The organism is Myxacorys almedinensis A, from assembly GCF_010091945.1.
In the GTDB taxonomy this organism is placed as follows: Bacteria; Cyanobacteriota; Cyanobacteriia; order Leptolyngbyales; family Leptolyngbyaceae; genus Myxacorys; species Myxacorys almedinensis.
Genome location: NZ_WVIE01000006.1, coordinates 14,698 through 36,832 on the forward strand (window position 1 = coordinate 14,698; position 22,135 = coordinate 36,832).

Annotated in this window: 16 protein-coding genes; 10 read left to right on the plus strand and 6 right to left on the minus strand. The window is 51.5% G+C overall.

Annotated features, from left to right (window positions below; all coding sequences use genetic code 11):
- The first annotated feature begins 180 nt into the window (after window positions 1-180).
- The 3 genes from purD to tftA all read left to right on the plus strand — a co-directional run bounded on the left by purD (window position 181) and on the right by tftA (window position 5,053).
- On the plus strand, window positions 181-1,470 hold the full coding sequence (gene purD / locus GS601_RS06475) for a phosphoribosylamine--glycine ligase (RefSeq protein WP_162422462.1): 1,290 nt from the start codon (window positions 181-183) through the stop codon (window positions 1,468-1,470).
- 61 nt (window positions 1,471-1,531) lie between these two features.
- On the plus strand, window positions 1,532-3,499 hold the full coding sequence (gene nblS / locus GS601_RS06480; RefSeq protein WP_162422463.1) for a two-component system sensor histidine kinase NblS: 1,968 nt from the start codon (window positions 1,532-1,534) through the stop codon (window positions 3,497-3,499).
- 186 nt (window positions 3,500-3,685) lie between these two features.
- A complete protein-coding gene (gene tftA / locus GS601_RS06485; protein ID WP_162422464.1) occupies window positions 3,686-5,053 on the plus strand; it encodes a hormogonium tapered terminus morphoprotein TftA in 1,368 nt (455 codons plus the stop codon).
- Window positions 5,054-5,263: 210 nt separating this feature from the next.
- Here the strand turns inward: tftA and rlmN are convergent, their stop codons facing one another.
- Window positions 5,264-6,385, minus strand: coding sequence for a dual-specificity RNA methyltransferase RlmN (gene rlmN / locus GS601_RS06490; protein WP_162422465.1), 1,122 nt, complete (start codon window positions 6,383-6,385; stop codon window positions 5,264-5,266).
- A gap of 492 nt (window positions 6,386-6,877) precedes the next feature.
- On the opposite strand from rlmN, the gene GS601_RS06495 reads away from it, so the two are divergent.
- From GS601_RS06495 to cobM, 3 genes are all read left to right on the plus strand, one after another.
- Window positions 6,878-8,455: a PAS domain S-box protein gene (locus tag GS601_RS06495; protein WP_162422466.1), complete on the plus strand. Its 1,578-nt coding sequence runs from the start codon at window positions 6,878-6,880 to the stop codon at window positions 8,453-8,455.
- Window positions 8,456-8,630: 175 nt separating this feature from the next.
- Window positions 8,631-9,470: a prolipoprotein diacylglyceryl transferase gene (gene lgt, locus GS601_RS06500; RefSeq protein WP_238393120.1), complete on the plus strand. Its 840-nt coding sequence runs from the start codon at window positions 8,631-8,633 to the stop codon at window positions 9,468-9,470.
- 122 nt (window positions 9,471-9,592) lie between these two features.
- Entirely contained in the window at window positions 9,593-10,588 is a 996-nt protein-coding gene (cobM, locus tag GS601_RS06505; protein ID WP_338016975.1) for a precorrin-4 C(11)-methyltransferase, read from the plus strand.
- Here the strand turns inward: cobM and argC are convergent.
- Window positions 10,579-11,637: an N-acetyl-gamma-glutamyl-phosphate reductase gene (gene argC / locus GS601_RS06510; protein ID WP_162422468.1), complete on the minus strand. Its 1,059-nt coding sequence runs from the start codon at window positions 11,635-11,637 to the stop codon at window positions 10,579-10,581. The two genes, cobM and argC, sit on opposite strands and share 10 nt — an antisense overlap.
- Before the next feature lie 105 nt (window positions 11,638-11,742).
- Here argC and GS601_RS06515 point away from each other — a divergent pair, with 105 nt between their 5' ends.
- Both GS601_RS06515 and ribBA read left to right on the plus strand, forming a co-directional pair.
- Window positions 11,743-11,883, plus strand: a complete 141-nt coding sequence (locus tag GS601_RS06515) for a hypothetical protein (protein ID WP_162422469.1) — start codon at window positions 11,743-11,745, stop codon at window positions 11,881-11,883.
- A gap of 197 nt (window positions 11,884-12,080) precedes the next feature.
- Entirely contained in the window at window positions 12,081-13,802 is a 1,722-nt protein-coding gene (gene ribBA / locus GS601_RS06520) for a bifunctional 3,4-dihydroxy-2-butanone-4-phosphate synthase/GTP cyclohydrolase II (protein ID WP_162422470.1), read from the plus strand.
- A gap of 158 nt (window positions 13,803-13,960) precedes the next feature.
- Here the strand turns inward: ribBA and GS601_RS06525 are convergent, their stop codons facing one another.
- Window positions 13,961-17,371: a phycobilisome rod-core linker polypeptide gene (locus tag GS601_RS06525; protein WP_162422471.1), complete on the minus strand. Its 3,411-nt coding sequence runs from the start codon at window positions 17,369-17,371 to the stop codon at window positions 13,961-13,963.
- A 398-nt stretch (window positions 17,372-17,769) separates the two neighbouring features.
- On the opposite strand from GS601_RS06525, the gene GS601_RS06530 reads away from it, so the two are divergent.
- Together GS601_RS06530 and GS601_RS06535 are read left to right on the plus strand one after the other, a co-directional pair.
- Window positions 17,770-18,858, plus strand: a complete 1,089-nt coding sequence (locus GS601_RS06530) for a M4 family metallopeptidase (RefSeq protein ID WP_238393121.1) — start codon at window positions 17,770-17,772, stop codon at window positions 18,856-18,858.
- Window positions 18,859-18,950: 92 nt separating this feature from the next.
- Window positions 18,951-19,247, plus strand: coding sequence for a protealysin inhibitor emfourin (locus GS601_RS06535; RefSeq protein ID WP_162422472.1), 297 nt, complete (start codon window positions 18,951-18,953; stop codon window positions 19,245-19,247).
- 118 nt (window positions 19,248-19,365) lie between these two features.
- Here the strand turns inward: GS601_RS06535 and GS601_RS06540 are convergent, their stop codons facing one another.
- The 3 genes from GS601_RS06540 to GS601_RS06550 form a co-directional block, all read right to left on the minus strand.
- Window positions 19,366-19,578: a hypothetical protein gene (locus tag GS601_RS06540; RefSeq protein ID WP_162422473.1), complete on the minus strand. Its 213-nt coding sequence runs from the start codon at window positions 19,576-19,578 to the stop codon at window positions 19,366-19,368.
- 414 nt (window positions 19,579-19,992) lie between these two features.
- Complete coding sequence (locus tag GS601_RS06545) at window positions 19,993-21,165, minus strand: DNA double-strand break repair nuclease NurA (protein ID WP_162422474.1); 1,173 nt, start codon at window positions 21,163-21,165, stop codon at window positions 19,993-19,995.
- A 160-nt stretch (window positions 21,166-21,325) separates the two neighbouring features.
- Entirely contained in the window at window positions 21,326-21,976 is a 651-nt protein-coding gene (locus tag GS601_RS06550) for an HAD-IA family hydrolase (RefSeq protein WP_162422475.1), read from the minus strand.
- Between the last annotated feature and the right edge of the window lie 159 nt (window positions 21,977-22,135).

Here is a 22,135-nt window from a genome sequence, read left to right on the forward strand (position 1 = left end):
AGATGAGGACTACCTGTGCAGCCTAAGACTGGGTTTGTTTGTGTCAGCTTACTTAACAATTTGTAACATAAAGTTTTTAGCATGAATTGTTGAGATGCCAGCGTGTTCAGCGCGAAAAGCTGACCGTTCAGCTTAATATTTTATCTGGATTACACTGGTTCAATTCTAAGCGGGGGAACTTTGAGAGTTTTAATTGTAGGAAACGGTGGGCGAGAACATGCCCTAGCTTGGAAGTTGTTGCAATCGCCCCAGGTTCAGCAGATCATTTGTGTTCCTGGCAACGGCGGGACAGCCACACTAGAACGGTGTCGCAATCTACCTTTGAACGTGGATGACTTTGAAGGCATCGCTCGGTTTGCCTTTGTCAATAATGTGGGGCTGATTGTGGTCGGTCCAGAGGTGCCGCTGGCCCTTGGCATTACAGACTATCTTCAGGAAAAAGAGCTAAAAGTTTTTGGTCCTACCCGTGCTGGCGCTCAGATCGAATCGAGCAAAGCTTGGGCAAAAGCCCTGATGGAAGCAGCGAACATTCCCACAGCAAAGGCAGCCGTTTTTACCACCGAAGCAGCGGCGAAGGCTTACGTTCGGTCGGAGGGGGTGCCGATCGTCATTAAAGCGGATGGATTGGCAGCCGGAAAAGGCGTCACGGTGGCGGATACGGTGGAGGCGGCTGACACCGCGATCGCAGCGTGTTTTGAGGGGCAGTATGGCAGCGCCGGGGATCAAGTAGTGATCGAAGAATGCCTCACGGGGCAAGAGGTGTCGATTCTTGCTGTGACCGATGGGCTGACGATCCGACCGCTGCTGCCCGTCCAAGATCACAAACGGATCGGCGACGGAGACACCGGCGAAAACACAGGCGGCATGGGAGCCTACGCGCCTGCCCCCATGGTGACAGAGGCAGTGATGGGGCGGATTCAGACGGAGATTTTAGAGCCTGCGATCGCGGCGCTGCAAAACCGCAACATCGACTATCGCGGCGTTCTCTACGCCGGTCTAATGATTACCCCCGCCGGTGATCCCAAAGTCATCGAATTTAACTGCCGTTTCGGCGATCCAGAAACCCAAGCCCTGATGCCGTTGCTCGACACGCCCATTGACAAGCTGATGGTTGCCTGCGCTAACCAAACCTTAGAATCGTTTCCAGAAATCCAATGGAAATCGGGCACGGCAGCCTGTGTCGTGGTTGCCTCTGGCGGCTATCCTGGCAGCTACCTTAGAAAATTGGAGATCACCGGCATTGAGCAAGCCGAAAAAGAAAGTGTCGTATTTCATGCCGGAACCCAACTCCGAAATCAAAAACTGATCACCGATGGGGGGCGGGTTTTGGGAGTGAGTGCCATAGGAGAAACCTTTGACCAAGCCTTCGATCTCGCTTATGCGGCGGTGAATGCGATTCAGTTTGAGGGCATGTACTACCGCCGTGATATTGGGCATCGCGTCCGCGCTGTTGGCTCTAGCCCAAATTAGCCTAAGATAGAGGGAAAATATCGAGTTTGTTCAACGGTTTACTTTATTCCCCTTTAGAGCCTTGGTTTCTCTAATCCAAACGATTCGAGACATTCTGACGCGCTGGTGGGCAAGCTTCAGCCTTCAGACCAAACTGATGGCAGCCGCCACCCTAGTCGTGTCGATTGTGATGAGCGGCTTAACCTTTTGGGCGGTCAACACGATCCAGGCGGATGCCCGTGCCAACGATACGCGCTTTGGCAGCGACTTGGGGCTGTTGCTTGCCGCCAACGTTGCGCCCTTGGTTGGTGCCAACGATCGCACTGAATTAGCCCGGTTTTCCCATCAGTTTTACAGCAGCACCTCTAGCGTCCGCTACATGCTCTACGCTGATGCCGATGGCGAAATCTATTTCGGTATTCCCTTTTCAGATTCTGAAGTTCAAAACTCCCTGACGATTCGCCGCCGGATTCACCTCCCCGACAATTTTGCAGAACATTCCGATTTGCCCATGGTGCGGCAGCATGTGTCGCCCGATGGGGAAGTCACCGATGTGTTTGTGCCGCTTGTTGACGACGGGCGCTATCTCGGAGTGCTAGCGATCGGCACCAATCCCAATCCCACCGTTGCCGCTTCGTCTCACCTAACGCGAGATGTCACCGTTGCGGTTTTTGTCTCGATCTGGGTGATGGTGATTTTGGGGGCAGTGTTTAACGCGTTGCAGATCACAAAACCGATTCAAGAACTGGTAGCAGGAGTCCGCAATATTGCCAAGGGAAATTTTAAGCAGCGAGTGGAATTGCAGGTTGGCGCAGGCGTGGAACTGAGTGAACTGATCGCCAGCTTTAATGACATGGCAGAGCGATTAGAGCGCTACGAAGAGCAAAATATTGAAGAATTAACCGCCGAGAAAGCCAAACTAGAAACCCTAGTCTCGACGATCGCTGATGGCGCAATTCTCCTCGACACCAATCTTCAAATTGTTCTAGTTAACCCCACGGCTCAGCACATTCTTGGCTGGGACAACCAAAAGATCGAGGGAGAAAACGCCCTCTACTGCTTGCCGGTGCCGGTGCAGGTCGAGCTAACTCGCCCGCTTTACCAAATGGCAAAAGGCGAACTCCGCGAAGAGGCAGAGTTTCGCATCACCCTAACCGAGCCAAGCGATCGCACCCTGCGAATTTTGCTCAATGCCGTGTCTGACCCGGTTAAGGAGAATGTGAAGGGGGTCGCCGTTACCATTCAAGACATCACCCGCGAAGCAGAACTCAACGAAGCAAAAAGCCAGTTCATCAGCAATGTCTCCCACGAATTGCGGACGCCGCTGTTTAACATTAAGTCGTTTATCGAGACGCTCTACGAGTACGGCGAGGAACTGAGCGACTCTGAAAAGCACGAATTTTTAGAGACGGCAAATCGCGAGACTGACCGGCTCACCCGACTGGTGAATGATGTCCTCGATCTGTCGCGGCTAGAATCTTGCAAGATTTACACGTTTGAAGCAGTCGATTTAGCCCAACCGATCGAGCAAACCTTGCGGACTTACCAACTCAACGCTAAAGATAAAGGGATTGAGTTGCTTCAAGAAGTGCAACCCCACCTAGCAGCGGTGTATGGTCACTATGATCTGCTGCTGCAAGTGTTTGTCAATCTTGTGGGCAATGCGCTGAAATTTACGGAAGCAGGCGGCAAAGTGGTGATTCGGGCTTATGCGTTAGAGCAAGAACGGATGCCGTCGCAGGTGCGAGTCGAAATTTCGGATACTGGAATTGGCATTGATGCGGTGGATCAAGCGGCGATTTTTGATCGCTTTTTCCGGGTAGAAAACCGAGTCCACACTTTAGAAGGAACCGGCTTAGGGCTATCGATCGTTAAAAATATTATCGATCGCCACCGCAGCCAAATTCATCTAGAGAGCGAGGTGGGCGTTGGCACCACGTTCTGGTTTGACTTACCTGTGTTTGAAGAACGCCCTGCAAATGCCCTGCACACCCACACGCTGGACGTAGAGGCACCTGCTATCCGTCCGATCGGTTCTTCTCTGCTCTAACGCCGAGCGCGGGGAGTTAAGAGGTGTAATAGGCGCTGCCAAATTCTGAAGAATTGCCCCTCGCTGCTCTGCTTGCCGTGACCAAAGAAGCGTTGGCTTGAGGATTTCTGACCTGGGAGCGGTAAGTTTTAGGTTATAAACGGTGAGCCTACGAGAGAATAATGAACGACGTACGCTAAACGACCGATGGGACGAATTTTTATTTCAGCAGGACATGGCGATCGCATCAACGGCATCACCAACCCCGGTGCAGTCGTTGCAGGCACAACCGAAGCGAGAGAAATGATTCTCCTGCGAGATTTTGTAGTGGCAGAGTTGCGATCGCGCGGGGTCGAAGTGTTGACCGTGCCCGATACGCTGAATCTGTCGCAGTCGATCGATTGGATCAACGCGCGGGGGCGTCGGGATGATGTTGCCGTGACCTTGCGGGCAGATGCCTTTTCAAATCCGAGTGTACGCGGGGCAACGGCTTACTACATCACCGGCAATGACGAGCGCCGCAGAAATGCTGAACTGGTCTTGCTCTCGCTGATTCGGCGGGTGCCTCAGTTGCCTAGCCGGGGGGCAAAACCCGACAGCGACACCGGGCTGGGCAGCTTGCCGTTCTGTCGATTTGTGGTGCCACCGTCACTGGTGCTGATTGTTGGATTTTTGACGAACCCTGACGATCGCTTTATTTTACAAAATCAACGGCGAGATCTGGCGCTAGGCGTGGCAGATGGTCTGATCGCCTGGAGCCGGTCTATTTCTGGATCTCCAGTTCCTACGCCGACCCCGACCCCCACTCAGCCCACCTACGAAGCCATTGACATTCGCATTAACGGGCAGAACTACGTAGATAAAGGAATTCTTGTCAGTGGCAATGCTTATATTCCGATCGATTTGGTTGATCAGCTAGGCGTAGATTTGTCAAAAGCTCCTAACGTTCGGCGGCTTGACTATCGGCAGGTGGTGTTTGTGAAGGCGGTAGAACTTCGAGACTACAACGTTGCTGTCGGGTGGGAAGCCAGCACTCGAACGGTTCTATTACGCTCGATTGTCAAAATCTGTCCTGGAACCCTCGATCGCATCATGGGACAAGGGGTAACGACCGAGGTGCAGCTAAATATCTTCCTCAAAAATAATAACGATGCGGCGCTCAATCAGTTTCCAGACATTGCCAAGCTCTACCGGGAAGAAGGCAGCATTGAGGGCGTCAACTACGACATCGCCTTTAGCCAAATGTGTTTAGAGACCAATTACCTCCGCTTTGGCGGAGATGTGCAGCCCAGCCAAAATAACTTTGCAGGCATTGGCGATGTGGGCGGCGGGCCGCAAGGGGCAACATTTCCGAGCGCCCGAATTGGCGTAAGAGCGCATATTCAGCAACTTAAAGCCTATGCCAGTACCGAACCGCTTGTGCAGGAGATCGTCAGTCCGCGATTCCGGTTTGTGACGCGAGGCATTGCGCCGTTGGTCAGTCAGTTGAGTGGGCGGTGGACGGCTGATCCGCAGTATGGTGAGAAGATTACGGCAATTTTAAGAAAGCTCTACGAATCTGCCCAGATTTTGTGAAGACCAGATGGAATAACGGTGTTGCGAGAGGGTGAGGGGCTTCCCGGATCGGCGATCGCAGCCAAGGCACGCTATTGAACTCACGTTCAACAGCAGCGATCGCACCTCTGCTCCCTCTGCAAATTCGCTCTATTCAAGAGTTTTGGCGTGTTTGCTTACACCTTTTCTCTCAGGACTTTTCTCTCAGGAAATGTGTGCTGAGATTTCGCCTCAAGCTTTAACGGTCGCTTGAGAGGCTCGCAGTTGACCACACGCCGCATCTGCCTCTAGCCCCCGCGATCGCCGAACGCTCACCGCCACATGCCGATCTTTCAGCGCTGTCATAAACGCCTGAAGCCGACGCTGATTGGGTCGCTGATAGTCTACCTCGCTGATCGGATTGTATGGAATCAAATTGACGTGGCTTTGAAATCCGCGGAGATGCTCGGCAAGTTCGATCGCGTGTTCAACCTCATCGTTGACGCCAGCCAGCACAATGTATTCAAACGTGACTCGCCGCCTAGTAATGTTGACATACTCTCGGCACTCGTCAAGCAATGCTTCTAGGGGATATTGCCGAGCGCTGGGAATCAGGCGTTCACGCAGGGACTGATTCGAGGCATGGAGGCTCACCGCTAAGGTAGATTGCAAGTGATGCTCAGCCAATTTGCGGATACGCCCCGGTACGCCCACCGTCGAGAGGGTGATGAGTCGCTGCCCAATGCCAATATCTTGATTGAGCGATCGCAGCGCCTCTAAAACATTCTCACTGTTTAACAGCGGCTCCCCCATGCCCATAAATACGACGTTTGAGACGCGCTGCCCAAACACGTCTTGCACCGTCAGCACTTGATCAACGATCTCGTGCCGCTCTAAATTGCGCTGAAACCCGCCCTTTCCGGTGGCACAAAAATCGCACGCCATCGGGCATCCTACCTGAGACGAGACACACACCGTTAAGCGCGTCTCTGTAGGAATGCCGACGGTCTCGATAATCTGCCCGTCTGTTAATTTTAGTAAAAGCTTAATCGTGCCATCTGCGGATTTTGCCTGATAGTGGATCTGCGACCGCCCCAGGGGAAACGCGGCTAACTGCGATCGCCACTGTTTTGGGAACACCGAAATGTCTAAGAGCGATCGCGCCCCCTTTTGGTAGATCCATTGATGAAGTTGTTTGCCTCGATATGCAGGCTGCTGCTGCTGCTGCACCCAAGCCGTCAACTCAAGCAACGAAGCACCAACCAGAGGGGTCTCCAAGCGTGACTCGGCTGAATCTGTAGACGCGAATTGCTCAATCACAACTAAAAAAACCTTGCTGAAACCGGTGTTAAGCTGCGAAAAAGGATTTACCATCTCCGCAATTTTCTATACTAGCTCCTCAGTCAAGATAGTGAGGGCTTTATCTAATGATTCGGTACTACAGACCTGACCACTTGTGAAATCACTTACTTCTCTTTAATGAAGTTTTCAATTCTTCTTAAAGATAATCCGTGAAATCCCCGCTTCCGATCTGGCAGACCTGATAGAGACTGAGATGAGCCTCAAACAGCAATTCAAACGCCGAATGGGGATTCAGGGTGCTGATCTATAAAATACGCCTTTTACACCGTGAGTGAGGGAGAAAAATCTGATTTGAATCTATGGCTAAATCGTTTACGTACTAACAGAAATTTAGAACTTCACATGATCAAATCTCTTAATAACCGATCCGATCGATGGGCTTTCGCTGACCTGGCGTGGCGCTACGCTTGACGAGCCAAACTTTTCAACAGCGTCATGACACTGAATTCAAATGTTTGCTTTTGTCCATTTGTCCATTATTGATGACCAGGCTGACCCGCTACGATGACGACCCAACACATGAACGACCAATTGCTTCGGATCGGATCGGTTGAAATTAGTTTGCGCCAATCTGAAGAGCTTTTTCGAGCTTATGTAGAATCTGCCAACGATATGGTTTACACCGTTGACCTAGATGGTGTGTTGACCTACATAAATTCCTACGGACTCAAGTTACTCGGCTGCTCCTCTAGCGAGGTGTTAGGTCGCTCGTACTTAGAGTTTGTCTCCCCTCCCTACCGAGAACAGACCGCCCAAGCGTTTAGTAATTTGATTTACACGGGCGAACTGCGAGATTTTGAATTTGTGGTGCAGCCAGCCGTGGGAACAGAGTTGCATCTGGAAGTGAATGGACGCCTTCTCTACCGCGATGGCGACCTGATCGGTGGCATGGGGATCGGTCGAGATGTGACCGATCGCAAAGCCATAGAGCAAGAACTGAAAATGTTTTCGCGGGCGGTGGAATCTGCCTACGATAGCGCCACCATTACCGATCTAAACGGCAAAATTCTCTATGCCAATTCTGCGACGGGTCGAATTTTTAACTGGCAGCCAGACATGCTGTTGGGCACTCATGCGGCGGTTTTCTTTCCAGAGCGCAAGCAAACAGAATGGCTGATCGAACAAGCGATCGCAGTGCGAGATATGAGAGGCATTGCCGGAGGCTGGAGCGGCGAGGTGATCTGCAGCCGTCGCAATGGCGATACGTTCCCTGCCTTGGTCTCGGTCGGTCCGATTTTAGATGAGAAACATAGAGCGACGGCAGTGTCGTTTATCACCCGCGATATCACACAACAAAAAAGCTATGAAGCAGAACTCGGGGCTAAGAATTTAGAGTTAGAGCGGGCAAGTCGGCTCAAGTCAGACTTTTTAGCAAATATGTCTCACGAACTCCGCACGCCGTTGACATCAATTCTAGGATTTTCTTCAATTCTTCAAAAGCAAATTTTTGGCGACCTCAATTCAAAACAGCAAATTTATGTTCATCAAATCAATCAAAGCGGACAGCATTTGCTGGGGTTGATTAACGATGTGTTGGATCTCTCTAAGGTGGAAGCCGGACAGATGCGCTTGGAAATTGCTCCGCTTGTGGTGAGCGAACTGTGTGAGAGCACCCTTGCGATCGTAGACGAACAAGCCCGAATGCGAAACTTGACGGTTAATTACATGATTGAGCCTGACCTAGAACCCCTGATGGCAGACGAACTGCGCGTTCGGCAAATGCTGCTCAACCTTTTATCCAACGCCATCAAATTTTCTGAAGAGGGAGGGGAAATTGGCTTGAACGTGAAAATGCAGGAGGAGTGCCTGCATCTCATGGTCTGGGATACCGGAATTGGCATTCCCCACGACAAACAGCACCTGTTATTCCAACCCTTTCAGCAGATTGACGGCTCCCTCTCTCGCCGCCATGAGGGAACGGGGCTAGGGCTAGCATTAACCCGAAAGTTAGCAGAACTACACGCTGGAACGGTAAAAATGCAGTCTATTGAGGGGGAGGGCAGCCAGTTTACGATTTGCTTGCCGATGGTATATCGAAACCCAACGATCGGCACGATCATGATTGAGCCAAACCGCCGATAAAGCCGACTCCGCAATTGATAACAACCTGCAAGCGCTAAGGGCGACCCGTTACCGGGCTGGGCAAATTCAGACCAGGGAGAGGGCAGAGATGATAAGGTAGCTATGCTCAGGCGATTTGCGTAGAGCATTACTCCGAAGAAACCATAGATTCCGTATGCTTTCTGATCTTTCTGTTTTGGCAGTTGAATTTAAATCTCCCGGTCCAATTTTGGTTGAGTGGGGCCCTTTGGTGCTCCGGTGGTACGGGTTGCTAATTGCGTCAGCCGTGCTGATTGGCGTCACCTTGGCTCAGCGCCTCGCCGCAAAGCGACAGGTCGATCCCGACGTGCTGAGCGACTTGGCAGTGTGGCTAGTGCTGGCTGCTATTCCCAGTGCCAGACTTTACTATGTGGTATTTCAGTGGCAAGAATACGCCGCCAACCCTGCCAAAATTATTGCCATTTGGGAAGGCGGGATTGCCATTCATGGTGCGATTTTGGGGGGTGTGCTTGCGGCACTGATTTTTGCGCGATTGAAGCAGGTGTCGTTTTGGCAGCTTGCCGATCTGGTGGCTCCTTCGCTAATTTTGGGACAAGCGATCGGGCGGTGGGGCAATTTCTTTAATTCTGAAGCGTTTGGCGCTCCGACCGATTTACCTTGGAAGCTCTACATTCCTCCAGAGCGCCGCCCTTTCGGAGTTGATGCCGCCTATTACCATCCGACCTTTCTCTATGAATCCCTCTGGAATCTCGCAGTGTTTGGGGTGCTGATGACGCTATTTTTTCGAGATTTGAAGGGGAAACCGCGGCTCAAAGTGGGGACGCTGGCATTGGTCTATTTGATTGGCTATGGGTTGGGTCGCGTTTGGATCGAAGGACTCCGCACCGATAGCTTGATGTTGGGTGGGCTGAGGGTTGCCCAGTTGGTCAGCTTAGGAACGATCGTGCTGGGGGTCATTGGGCTAGTCTGGCTGTATCGCTTCCGCCGCCCTTTGCCAGATGTGGTATCGCCTCGCGATCGCGAGCTATCTCGGTAACCCTTTCTATGGGAAATAGAAGTTGACAGACCACTAGTAGATTGTCAACGTTGAGGGGTGGAGGGTTCCGATTACTAGACTCCCCTCTCTCCCCTCTCTCCTCCCAGTCCCTCATTTCAACCTTGACAGACCACGAAAGTGCTACCGCTTCTTTCCGATCGCGGGGTCAGCAGAAAGCTGGAAAAGTTGAACCCAAAAAGCAAAGTTTGCGATTTCAAACGGCTGCACCCATGACACAGAACCACAGCAATGCTTCGCTCAATCCGCTAGCTCCCGGTGTATATATCGTCGGGGCAGGTCCTGGCGATCCAGACCTTTTGACCATTAAAGCTCAGCGGCTGCTATCTCAAGCCGATGTCATTTTATTTGCCGATTCGCTGGTTCCAAAACAAATTTTGCAGGGCGTGCGATCGGATGCCGAACTGATCGGCACGGCAAATAAAACCCTTGAAGAGATACTTCCGATCATGGGTGAGCGCGTGCGATTGGGAAAATCGGTGATCCGGCTTCACTCCGGCGATCCTTGCTTGTATGGTGCGGTGCAAGAACAAATGCAAGCCTTATTTGAGGCTGAGCTTCCGTTTGAAGTCGTTCCCGGCATTAGCGCGTTTCAGCTTGCCTCGGCGCGCCTGCGGGTAGAGCTAACCGTTCCAGGATTAGTGCAATCGATTATTTTGACGCGCATCAGTGGGCGCACCCAAGTTCCAGAAGCCGAAGAGTTATCTACGTTAGCCGCCCATCAGGCAAGTTTGTGCCTCTACCTCAGCGCTCGCCACGTCGAGGCGGCTCAAGCTAAATTGGTGCAGCACTATCCGGCAGATACGCCGGTGGCGATTTGTTTTCGGCTGGGCTGGTCGGATGAAAAAATATGGCTCGTGCCGCTCCATCAAATGGCGGAGATGACGCGCAACGCAGACTTGATCCGCACCACGATGTATGTGATTAGTCCGGCGTTGGCGGCGTCAACTGTGCCCTCTGAATATTTTGTTGCAGATCCCGATTCGGTAAATAAAAACAGTGATTTGCAACCTCAGGGGACATCATCCCTGCGATCGCGCCTCTATAACCCGGATCACTCTCACCTGTTTAGAACCCGCGATCGCTCAAGTCAGGGGTAAAAACTCAGCCTGGGCAAGCCCAACATCTCATCCCATCCCATCATCAAATTGAGACATTGAATGGCTTGTCCCGCTTGCCCCTTCAGGAGGTTATCGATCGTTGCCATCACAATCACTCGCGCCGTCCGGGGATCAACCTCAATGCCGATGTAGCAAAGATTGGTGCCGCTTGCCCATTTCGTTTGGGGATACACACCGCTTGGCAACAACTTCACCCATGGAGAAGACCGATAAAACGCACTATAAATAGTCAGCAAGTCTTCTCGCACTAATCCCGGATCGCGCAGCGTGGCATACACGGTGGCAAAAATTCCTCGCACCATTGGCACCAAATGCGGCGTAAATTGAACCAAAACCTCATGTCCCGACAAATCGCTACAGACTTGCTCAATTTCGGGCGTGTGGCGATGACGAGCCACGCTGTAAGCCCCAAGCGAATTTTCGGCTTCGGCAAGCAACAACTCAACCTTGGCTTGCCGACCCCCGCTCGATGTCCCAGACTTGGCATCAATGATGGCAGTCTCTGGAATGATCAATCCTTGCTTGAGCAACGGTGAGAGGGCAAGCAAACTCGCCGTTGGGTAAGAGCCAGGACAGCCCACTAGCTGGGCTTCAGAGATGCGATCGCGATACAACTCTGGCAACCCATACACTGCCGTTTCTGCAATCTCCTGATCCGTCCGTTCGACCTGATACCAATAGGTATATATCCCTAAATCCGAAAAGCGGTAGTCTGCCGACAGATCCAGCACCTTGCAGCCCTTCTCTAAAAGCTGAGGAGCCATTTTGCAGGCAAGTCCGTTGGGCAGTGAGAGAAAAACAACATCGCACCGGTCAGCAATTTGAGTCAGGTCGATCGGTTCGATCGTCTGGTTAACTTGATGAAACAAATGGGGATAAACGCTTGAAAAATCTCGCCCTGCGCTGCTATCACCCCCCAGGTAAGCCAGATCAAGCTGGGGATGATCCATCACCAACCGGACTAACTGCACCCCGCCATAACCGGATGCCCCAATCACACCGACGGGTATACGCCCTACATCACCCATGCTTCTCGACCCTTATGACGCAAAATCGCTGAACTTCTGCTGCATTGTAATGCTGAACCTGCATTTCTCAAAGCAGATCGTTAGATTAGAGAGGGGTGCGTTGAAATGAAAGATTGTGAAACGACGGCAGACACCAGTGTACCAACCCTGCCAGGCTGCCTTAGCGTCATAGACTACGACTTGCTGAGATTGAAGAGCACTGCGATCGCAAGTTCAGCCTCTTCGTGGGCAGGTCTACCATGGTAGCAAGACAACGTTGCTCTGCGGCTTGGCTGATCAGTACCACAGACTCGAAACCTGGAATCCACTGAAAACGTACCAGCACACTCTTGCTTTGTTCCTAGCTTTCCACGTAAAAAGAATTACAATCAAGTGATAAGTACGTTTCCGAAGCCGAACCCATTACAATCAGTGCATACGCCTGCTTAAAGAAACTTTACGGTGTGGTAGCCTTGAACTTCTCTGTTAAATCGTCTCAATCCCCCTTTAGTCAACCGTTTACCTTTGATTCGATCGGTGACGCTTTGATAGACCTCAAAGCAGGACGATCCATCGTCGTTGTAGACGATGAAAATCGGGAAAACGAGGGAGATGTCATCTGTGCCGCGCAGTTTGCCACTCCAGACATGATTAATTTCATGGCAGTCCAAGCAAGAGGGCTGATCTGTCTGGCAATGACGGGTGATCGCCTTGATGAACTCGACATTCCATTAATGGTGCGTGAGAACACCGACAGCAACCAAACTGCCTTTACGGTAAGCATTGATGCATCCCCGCTTGCTGGTGTCAGCACCGGAATTTCTGCCGAAGATCGCGCTCGAACCATCCAAGTAACGCTCAATCCAAAAACGCAACCGAGCGATTTGCGACGCCCAGGGCATGTGTTCCCCATTCGAGCTAGAGAAGGGGGAGTCTTAAAACGGGCAGGTCATACCGAAGCAGCCGTTGACTTGGCGCGGCTGGCAGGGCTATACCCGGCGGGAGTGATTTGCGAGATTCAAAACGCAGATGGCTCAATGGCTCGGTTGCCCCAACTGATTGAGTATGCTGGCACACACAATCTCCGGATTATTAGCATTGCGGACTTGATCAGCTATCGTCTGCGGCACGAACGCTTTGTGCACCGGGAAACCGTGGCAAATTTACCGTCCCAGTTTGGACAGTTTCAAATCTACGGATATCGCAATCTGCTCGACAATTCAGAGCATGTTGCGATCGTGAAGGGCAACCCCGAAGACTTTAGAGATCAGCCTGTGATGGTGCGAGTGCACTCGGAGTGCCTCACGGGCGATGCCCTCGGATCACTGCGCTGTGATTGCCGGATGCAACTTCAAGCGGCTCTCAAGATGATCGAGAATGCGGGCTTGGGGGTGGTGGTGTATCTTCGCCAAGAGGGGCGAGGCATTGGCTTGGTCAACAAGCTGAAAGCCTATTCGCTCCAAGATATGGGGCTAGATACCGTCGAGGCAAACGAAAAGCTAGGCTTCCCTGCGGATCTGCGAGATTATGGCGTGGGCGCGCAAATTCTCAATGACTTGGGAGTGCAGAAAATTCGTTTGGTGACCAATAACCCCCGTAAGATTGCCGGACTAAAGGGCTATGGTTTAGAGATGGTTGATCGGGTTCCTCTGCTGATCGAGGCAACGTCTCACAACGTTAACTATTTAACGACCAAAGCCGAAAAGCTGGGACACCTGTTTCTCAGAACCTATCTGGCAACGGTGGCGATTTGCCTGCCCTACGAATTGCACTCGATCACAGAGCGCTACGAGTTGTTAGACAAGCTTCGCTATGTCGCCAAAACCTATGACTTGATGCTGCAAGAAGAGACACGACCTGTGGCAGCAGCACTATTTGGTCAAAACTCGCTGATTGTCAATCTAGGGTATGAGCAAGCGTTGCCAGACGATGAGGAATGGCATCGGGCTGAGTATCCTCATAGGGAGGCGATCGCGCAGGTTCTTGATAATATTATCTCTGGCTTAGCAATCGATAAGCTAGAGTTTCTCATCTCGTCAGGGTCTGATCCGCTGACTGGGTTGCAGGTAAAGCTCGAACGACAAACCTTTCCCTTAAGCCAGCAGCCCTCATCGATTTGTCATGCGCTGGAGATGCAGACGATCTACAGTTTCTCGAACCAAGCACCTGACTCACCAGAGCAATAATTTGATAGGGAGTTTGCTACTGGTTTGATGCTGATTTGACCTGCGATCGCGGACGCCGAGTTGTGATCGGCGTCCGCAATTTGTTTTGCACTGATCAAGATTGCTCCCCAAAACAAAGCCCCCGATCTCAGCGATCGGGGGCTTCAAACAAGCCGTACTTAGCGTTGGCTCCGACCACCCGTAATAGACGAGGGAGACAGATCCGACCAAGATTGCTTCACCAAGTCTTGATCTGCCTGGATGCTGCCGAGGTAGTTCCCCGCAGGCAACGATGGGAACCGCTTATAAGGCACAACATCCTCACCAAAATAGCGAGCATACTCCGCACCGTTTACCATCGCATCCACCGCCGCCTTCAAACCTTGACCCGCCAGAATCTTGTTATATTCGCGGATTTCAGCTTGGGTTGCCGGGGCGCGACCGAGCAAGTGACGGAACAAAAATTCAATCACTTTCGTATTCGGATACGGCGCATAGAAGCGACGGACATAAATCTCCGAGCCAGCTAGCGTCTTGACAAACTCGCGAACCGAGATTTCGCCATTGCGGAGCTTACTTTCAAGATCCGATCGCTTAAATTGAGCCGGAACTTGACCGCTAAACACATCCATCACTTGGCAGTAGATCGCATTGATCACCAACTCGCTTTCGCTTTGCCCCATGCCCGGATTCATCCGGTAGATGCGAGCAGGCTTACGGCGAGTCGTACCCACTCCCACCTCAACCGACTGTCCCCCACCATTCGCGTGCGATCGCCCCAATTCGATAAAGAGTGGCTTACTCCTATCGATCTGTCTACCCTGCGCTGCAATATTTTGCATTGCCAGAGCCGTCATCGGCATCTTAGCGGCATCCATCCGCGACTTAGTAGGGGCAAAGCTTGGAACCTCAAGCTTCTGATCTTGCTTGGTCAGCTTGTTGTACAGGGTTTGTGAGTTCGGGAAGTTTGCCGCAGGTAAGGTCAAGAAGCGGTTGTAAGGAACGGTATCTTCTCCAAAGGCTTCACCATATTCTGCGCTCGTGAGCATCGCATTGATGAACCCCTTGAGACCTTGGCTTGCCAAGATCGTGTTGTATTTCCGGATCTCCGGTTGATCGAGGGGGGCACGACCTAAGAAGTGCTTTGTACCAAGCTCGATCACTTTTGTATTGGGATACGGCGTGTAGAACTCTTTGATATAAAGGCTAGAAGTTCCTAACCCCTCAATAAATTCTTTGAGAGTAATTTCGCCGTTGCCAAGTTTGCTCTCCAATCCAGAAAACTGATTTTGAGCCACATAAGGGGCAATATCTCGCTCAAAAATTTGGCGATACGCCGCCCCAATCACGACTTTGAGGTTTGACTTATCGTTGAGTTGGGCCAGTTTAAAGACCTTAGTTTGTTCGCGCTTCTTGCTAACGCCCTGATTGATGCGGAACTGCACATCAGGTTCAGTTCGGGTGCCACCCACCGCCCCTAGTTCCACAAACCGTGGCGTCTCTTGTTTGTCTACCCGCATGCCGGTATCGCCAACTGAGCCAACGCGAGAGCTTCTGAGCGACACGCCCCCCGGCGTGAGATAGCGCTCGTAAGGAACAACATCTTCGTTAAAGGTTTGGTTGTATTCAACACTATCGAGAATGGCATCGATCAAGGCATAAAAGCCTTTCTTCGAGCAAATATCAAAGTACGTGTTGATTTCCTGACGACCGTAGGTAGGGCGACCGAGCAGCCGACGGTGAATGTATTCGACCGCTTTAGTAACGTACAGTTTCTCCCAATATAAGCTGCGGAAAAGGTTTGATTTGGCGAGACGACGGATAAACTCACGCACCGTGATTTCGCCATTTTCCAGCTTGATTTCATCGACTTTGAGCCGTTGACCCTCGTATACAGCCCGCCCAAAGACTTGCAAATAGGCAGCCCGGATCACCGCTTGAGTCGAGCTTTCCGAGAACTTAACGCTGACGCCTTTTGAGCCGCCGCCGCGCTTTGCGAAGCTTCCGGTATAGCTCGGAACTTGATCTAGCTTAAACACTTTAGGACCGAGGGTTCCAGGAGAAACACCACGGGCTTCTGGATTGCTCAACTGGTTGTTGATGCCAGGACCGCGATTGATCAAAATCCGGCGGGTGTCCTTACCAAAAGGTGCAGGGCTGGTGCTGGGATTCTTGGTTTCTTTCGGGAAGATCGCCCCAAACTGAATCTCAAGCGGATCGTTTCCAGAGCCATAGACGTGTTGATCGGGCAAGGGGCGATCGTAGGATGCAAACGTCGTGATGAACTGAGGAATCTTGCGGAACGGCGCACTGTAATTAAACAGGTCTTGCTGCGGTCCCCAGTTGCGACACTCTTGTGCTTCCTGACCGAGACCGCGCAGGTAAGGGACGGTCTCTTCGCCAAAGTAGTCGCTATACTCTTGAGAATCGATCAACGCATCAACCAGAGCATTTAACCCACCGTTGGAGACGATCGAGAAGTATCGCTGCACTTCTTCTCGCGACGAGGGACCACGCCCCAAAATGTGACGAAACGCCAGTTCTAGAGCACGGCTGTTAATATACGGCTCAAAGAAATTCTTCCGGTATAGGGGTGATTTGGCGAGACGACGGATGAATTCTTTCATCGAAATCGTGCCTTGCTTCACCTTCGATTCGAGATCGGAGACGCCCAGAGAGTAGGCGCGGGTGATATCGCGCTCAAACACCTGACGATATGCCGCTTTCACGACATCGGCTTTCTCGGTGCTAGAGAGACCCGGCTTCATCGCGTATTTCGGACGCCGCTCGGCAGCATTGGAGTAGATTTGCGGCAGTTGCAGCCCCTGCAGATCATTAGAGTTGCGCTGACGCAGCTTGTCAGATGGAGTTGGCGCTCTAAACTCGCTGATTAGCACATCGAAATACTGGCTGACGATTTCGCTGGCTTCTTCGTCTTGGCGGAAGTAGCTCATCGATGCCACTTTCATTTCTTGCAGCGCCACCACGGTTGCATCACCAGAACAGGCGTTTTCGATGATTTCACGCAGACCACGAGTATTTACTGCAATGATGTTGGGGTCACCAGCTACGATCGCATAAGTTGTGTAGCGCAAGAACCAACTCATGTCTCGCAACGACTTCGCCATATTGCTCGGACCGTATCGCGACACGTTGATCGCCCGGAACCCAGGAGGAACCGCCCCAGCGCTAGGCGTCAAGAAGAAGTTGCGAATGCCGCCGAACAATCCGCCCCCAGACCCTTCTGCATAGGTGACGGTGCCCAGCTTCATGCCCTCTTCGGTGTTCATCGTCTTGCCTGCCATTGACTTGACTGGCTCTTCGGTGGGCTTTTCGAGAAACGACATCGGGGAACCCCCGGTGAAGATGCGATTTGCTGCACGAGAGACGATTAGTTCTGCTTTTTGGGTCAGCAACTCAGCAATGCCGAGGCGTTTGGCTCCCGACGCAAAGTACCGAGTTAGCTCATCCAACTCTCCCCGTCCTAAAAAGCGGTCTTGCTGTTCAGCCTGCGAAATTGTTGAGACTGGGACTGTTTGGTATAGTTGCGGGCGCGCAACTGAGCTTCCACCACTTGCCTTAACACTCATTAGATTCCTAAAGCTCCCATTACGGATCGTTACTGTGTTAAATCTGACCAGCATGTCACCTGGCACTACTTGTTTTCTGCTAAATCACCATCTGTAAATAGCGTCAGCTTAAAAAATTTAGTGGTAAACACGTACTCAGGCGTGACCAGTTCATTCTTAGATTAGAACGATTCGGTGCCCAACACTCAATTATTAAAAAGTGTGTAGAACCCTCTCGTTTTGCTTGCTAGACCATCATAAAAGAGACGGTGACCAGATGAGAAAGAATATAAGTTTTGTAACAAAAGCGGTTGCTTCACGGTAGATGTTCGTAGTTGCGCCCAATCGCGGAGAAAATTCAAAAATGATGTTGTAATCCTTACGGGAATATCGATGAGTTTTAGCTTAGGAGAGCGTAAATGGCGAACCGACATCAGAAACACCGACATCAGAACCGTTGTACGCGGTTGACGCATCATGTTTGCCCAATGTGCTGCATTTTGCCGCCGTATATGAGCGATCAGATCATTCTCAATGGAGATGCGACGCAGAAAGAATGGGCATTGCGGACGGTGCGCGCTTCGGAGCGGTTTCGGGGGCGGCGCGAGGCAGTGGGGATGGTTAATTTTAGTAGCGCGATCGCTGGTGAAAAACGCCGCACCATTTTTGACGCAGAGACCGGAACTGACCTTCCGGGTAAGCTCGTGCGCGGAGAGGGCGATCCCCCCACTGGGGATATTAGTGTTGATGAAGCCTACGATGGGTCGGGCATCACCTATGATTTTTTCAACGACATTTTTGAGCGCAACTCGATCGATGGGTATGGGCTACGTCTAGATTCAACAGTGCATTTCGATCGCAAATACGATAACGCCTTCTGGAATGGCAGCCAGATGGTCTACGGCGATGGCGATGGTGAGTTATTCAACCGATTTACGATTTCGATCGACATTATTGGGCACGAACTTACCCACGGCGTGACGCAGTATGAAGCGGGACTGGTCTACCGAGGGCAACCGGGGGCGCTAAATGAGTCGATGTCGGATGTGTTTGGCAGCTTGATCAAGCAGTATAGTCTCAAGCAACCAGCAGACGAAGCAGACTGGCTGATCGGTGCAGGACTGCTGACCGACAAAATCAGCGGCGTGGCGCTACGATCGATGAAAGCCCCCGGAACTGCTTATAACGACAAAGTGCTGGGCAAAGATCCCCAGCCAGCAGACATGAAAAGCATTTATACCGGAACCGCCGACAATGAAGGAGTCCACATCAATTCGGGCATTCCCAATCGAGCGTTTTATCTTGCCGCCAGCGAGATTGGGGGCAATGCGTGGGAGAAGGCAGGGAAAATTTGGTACGTTGCCTTGACCGAACGGTTGCGATCGCGCGCCAACTTTAGACGGGCTGCCAATGCCACCATCGCGATCGCGGGTGAGTTGTATGGCATCGATGGCGATGAGCAAAAAGCGGTGCGGAATGCTTGGAAGACCGTCGGCGTCATCGCATAAACCTTGAATGGGATGAAAAAGAGATGAGAAAGGCAGTCTTATGCGCTATGGTTGCGATATTTCTCGTGTCCTGTTCATCCCTTCATTCGTCTATGCGCGTCACCTTTGAGCGGAGCGGTGGATTTGCTGGACTCATGCTGACCACCTCCTTAGACACAGCAACCTTGCCGCCAAGTGAAGCCAACCAACTCCGGCAGTTTGTTCAGGCTGCCAATTTTTTTCAGTTGCCTACCGAAATGTCGTCGGCGTCCCAACCTGATCGGTTTCAATATGACATTGCCATAGACGATGGCAAGCGGCATCATGCGGTGCGGGTGGGCGAATCGAGCGTGCCTGAGTCGCTGCGCCCGTTGATCGATTGGTGTATGGAAAAAGTGCGAGGAGGGTAGAGATTGCCCAGAAGACAGCCTGCACTGGCGCGAGTCGCTAAATCTGCGATTTGCCTACACCTGACGGCACCAGATCTCAGGACATAGTGAGACTTGATAATTTGGGCTGGATTGTTGATTACGGCTGGGCAGATTCTTCCAGCAAATCGAGGTAGGCAAACGGCAGCACGAACAGCCAAAACAACGTCGCGATCGCAACCACGATCGTGCTAAGGGAGCGAGCTTCTTCTGGGATATCTTGCTCTTGGCTTAGCATCATCCATTTCCGGAAAAACAGAGGCATCAGTGAGACGTAGAATGCGATCGCAACGAGTAAAAATAAGGTGCCCATAAGCCAAGCTCTAAACTGTCCTACTAGTCCTGTAAGTCTTAATACAGAAATGGTAATGAAAGCCCGTGATATTGCCTGCACCCGATCCACATTTTTACTAAAGGTTTACGAAAGCTACATACAATGCCTTCCTACGAAAGCACGTAAGGTCTGACGAGTAGTTTTGACGAAGAGTTCTGACAAATAGTTCTGACAAATAGTTCTGAGGGTTGTCATACCAAATTGATTTTTCACGGCGACAGATCCTCGACCCCCCTGCCTACGGCATCCCCCCTGGGTCAGGAAGGACTTTCCGGCTCCCCACTTTACTCAGGCGGGGTTGGGGGAGGTCGCACATCTGTCGCATTTATAGATTAATTGGGTATCAGAACGATCGCATAGTTCTGACAGAACATTGACGCCGATCTGCTTTCTCTAGCGTCTTCGAGCTTTGCTCACCATTTTGCGAGAAAGGCGTAACCTCAGATCTTCCTTCTCTGCCCAGTCTTGGACTAGGCGATAAAACGTTTGACGATCATCATTTTTTAAGACCGCCACCTGATCCGCCGTTTCGATCGCGTAGGGATAACCACCGCCAACAATCACTTCGGCGCGAACCCAATCGATCACGCGATCGCACAGCCCCGCTTCATAAACCCAAACCGGCATTTCCAGGCGCACCGGGTAGCTATCTCGATTTGTTTTGAGGTAAGAGAAAGCGACGTGATCGGCTAATTCTTGGTAAAAATCGCGGACTCCGACCCGCTGACAAAGAAAAAGCGGCGTGCGATCGCCCCATTGCATCTCATGGGTAGCCCGATTGAGCAGTTGGGCATCGTGAATCGCTTTGCCTTCGGGCAAGCCACACAGCCGCCTCAGCATCTCGGTCAAATCGCGAGCGGTAGACGTGTCGATAAATCCCACGAGCGGAACCCGATAATGCTCACTTGCCCGAATCAAGTTGCGAATACATTTGACATAAAAATTCGTTGTTTCTTCATCAAACGCTTCGGCAAAACTCGCAATCAATGAGCCGTCAAAAAACGCCAGGCAGGTATCACACCCTGCCCGCTCTTCCATGTATTGAATCAAGCGCTCGGTTTCCATTTCAAACCGCCGCAGATTAACCTTGCGATCGGCAAGATCGCCCCGCCCAACCCGCAAATCGCTTGGCGTCAGCACCTCAGATTTGATGTCTTTTTCGTACTCCCCCGACGGCAAGTGAAAGTTTTCGTACCAGCCAATTTGCACCAGCGCGATCGGGATGGAAAAATCTTTGCTGGGATAAATTTGGGAGCCATCGACGGCAAAGGTAGAAATTCTGCTCAAGCGATCGCGCACCCAATCCATGCTCTGCTCTCGGCTTTGCCACACCAGATGAGAGGGCATGATCCAATCTGGAGACTCGCCCCATGGCTCTAATGGGCGTGCGCCGCAGTCTTTGATGCCGCCTAGCCGATCGAGCAAATGGGTGTGCGATCGCTGCGACATATTCGCCAACGCCACTCCATACTGCTGAAGCTCTTGCATGGCAGTCTTATCAAAGCGTGTAAACTCTTCTCGCTTTTGGTTTAACTGATCTAAAATTTGCGACGGTTTGACAGGCATGAAGATCCGAAAAGTTAATACCTAAGTACTACATCTTACTGCCAAACGCAAGTCTGCTAAATCAAATCTATTGAACCAAATCTGCGCTAAACTCTTGTCTCACCAGCAAGACTATAGTGATAGATTCAGCGATAGATCGAGTGTTGAGCCTTGGTTTGCGCTATTTTGAATCGCGATCGAGAAGAACGCCGCGCAGCCCTACTAAACTTGCCGCCTCATAATCTTCCTTATTGCTATCCCCAACGTGCCATGCCATCTCAGCCGCGCAGTCATGTTTTTCTAGCGCCACCTGAAAGATTCTGGGGTCAGGTTTTGCCGCCCCAACCTCGGTAGAAATCGTGATGGAGCTAAAATAACCCGACAACTTGAGAGCATTGAGAACCAGATAAATGCGAGAGTCAAAATTCGAGATGATGCCTAGCGGAATGCCGAGAGTTTTGAGCCGCTTTAAAGTTGGCACAACATCTTGATAGACGATCCACGGGTCTGCCGTAGCGAAGTGAGAATAGACCTCTGAAAAGAACGCCGAGAAGTCTTGGAACTGCTCAAACACCCCGGCTTGCTGAAACGTTTGGGCAGCGATCGCGCTCCACCATCGATACTCAAGCTGCGGAATATCATCGGGTTGCGCCTGAGGAAACATGCAGGGCGACGACGCCTTAAACTGCTGATAAAACATTTGGTTCAATCGCTGCGGATCAACCTGAACCCCATGCTTTTGGGCAAGGTGACCATACACTTCGCCAACACTGCCGCGAACCCCAAACAAGGTGCCAACAGCATCAAAAAAAATGACTTGGGGGTGTTTCATAAAAGCTTACAGGTGAGATGAACACAGACGATTTCTACCGTCTAGATACCGTCAGTTTGGCAGAGGCAACCGTACCCTCATCCCAGATTTTCTCGTCATGTTGTCTTGCTCCTCCCTAAAAGAGACGACAAAGATGAGGGCTGCCAAACTCACGTTCTA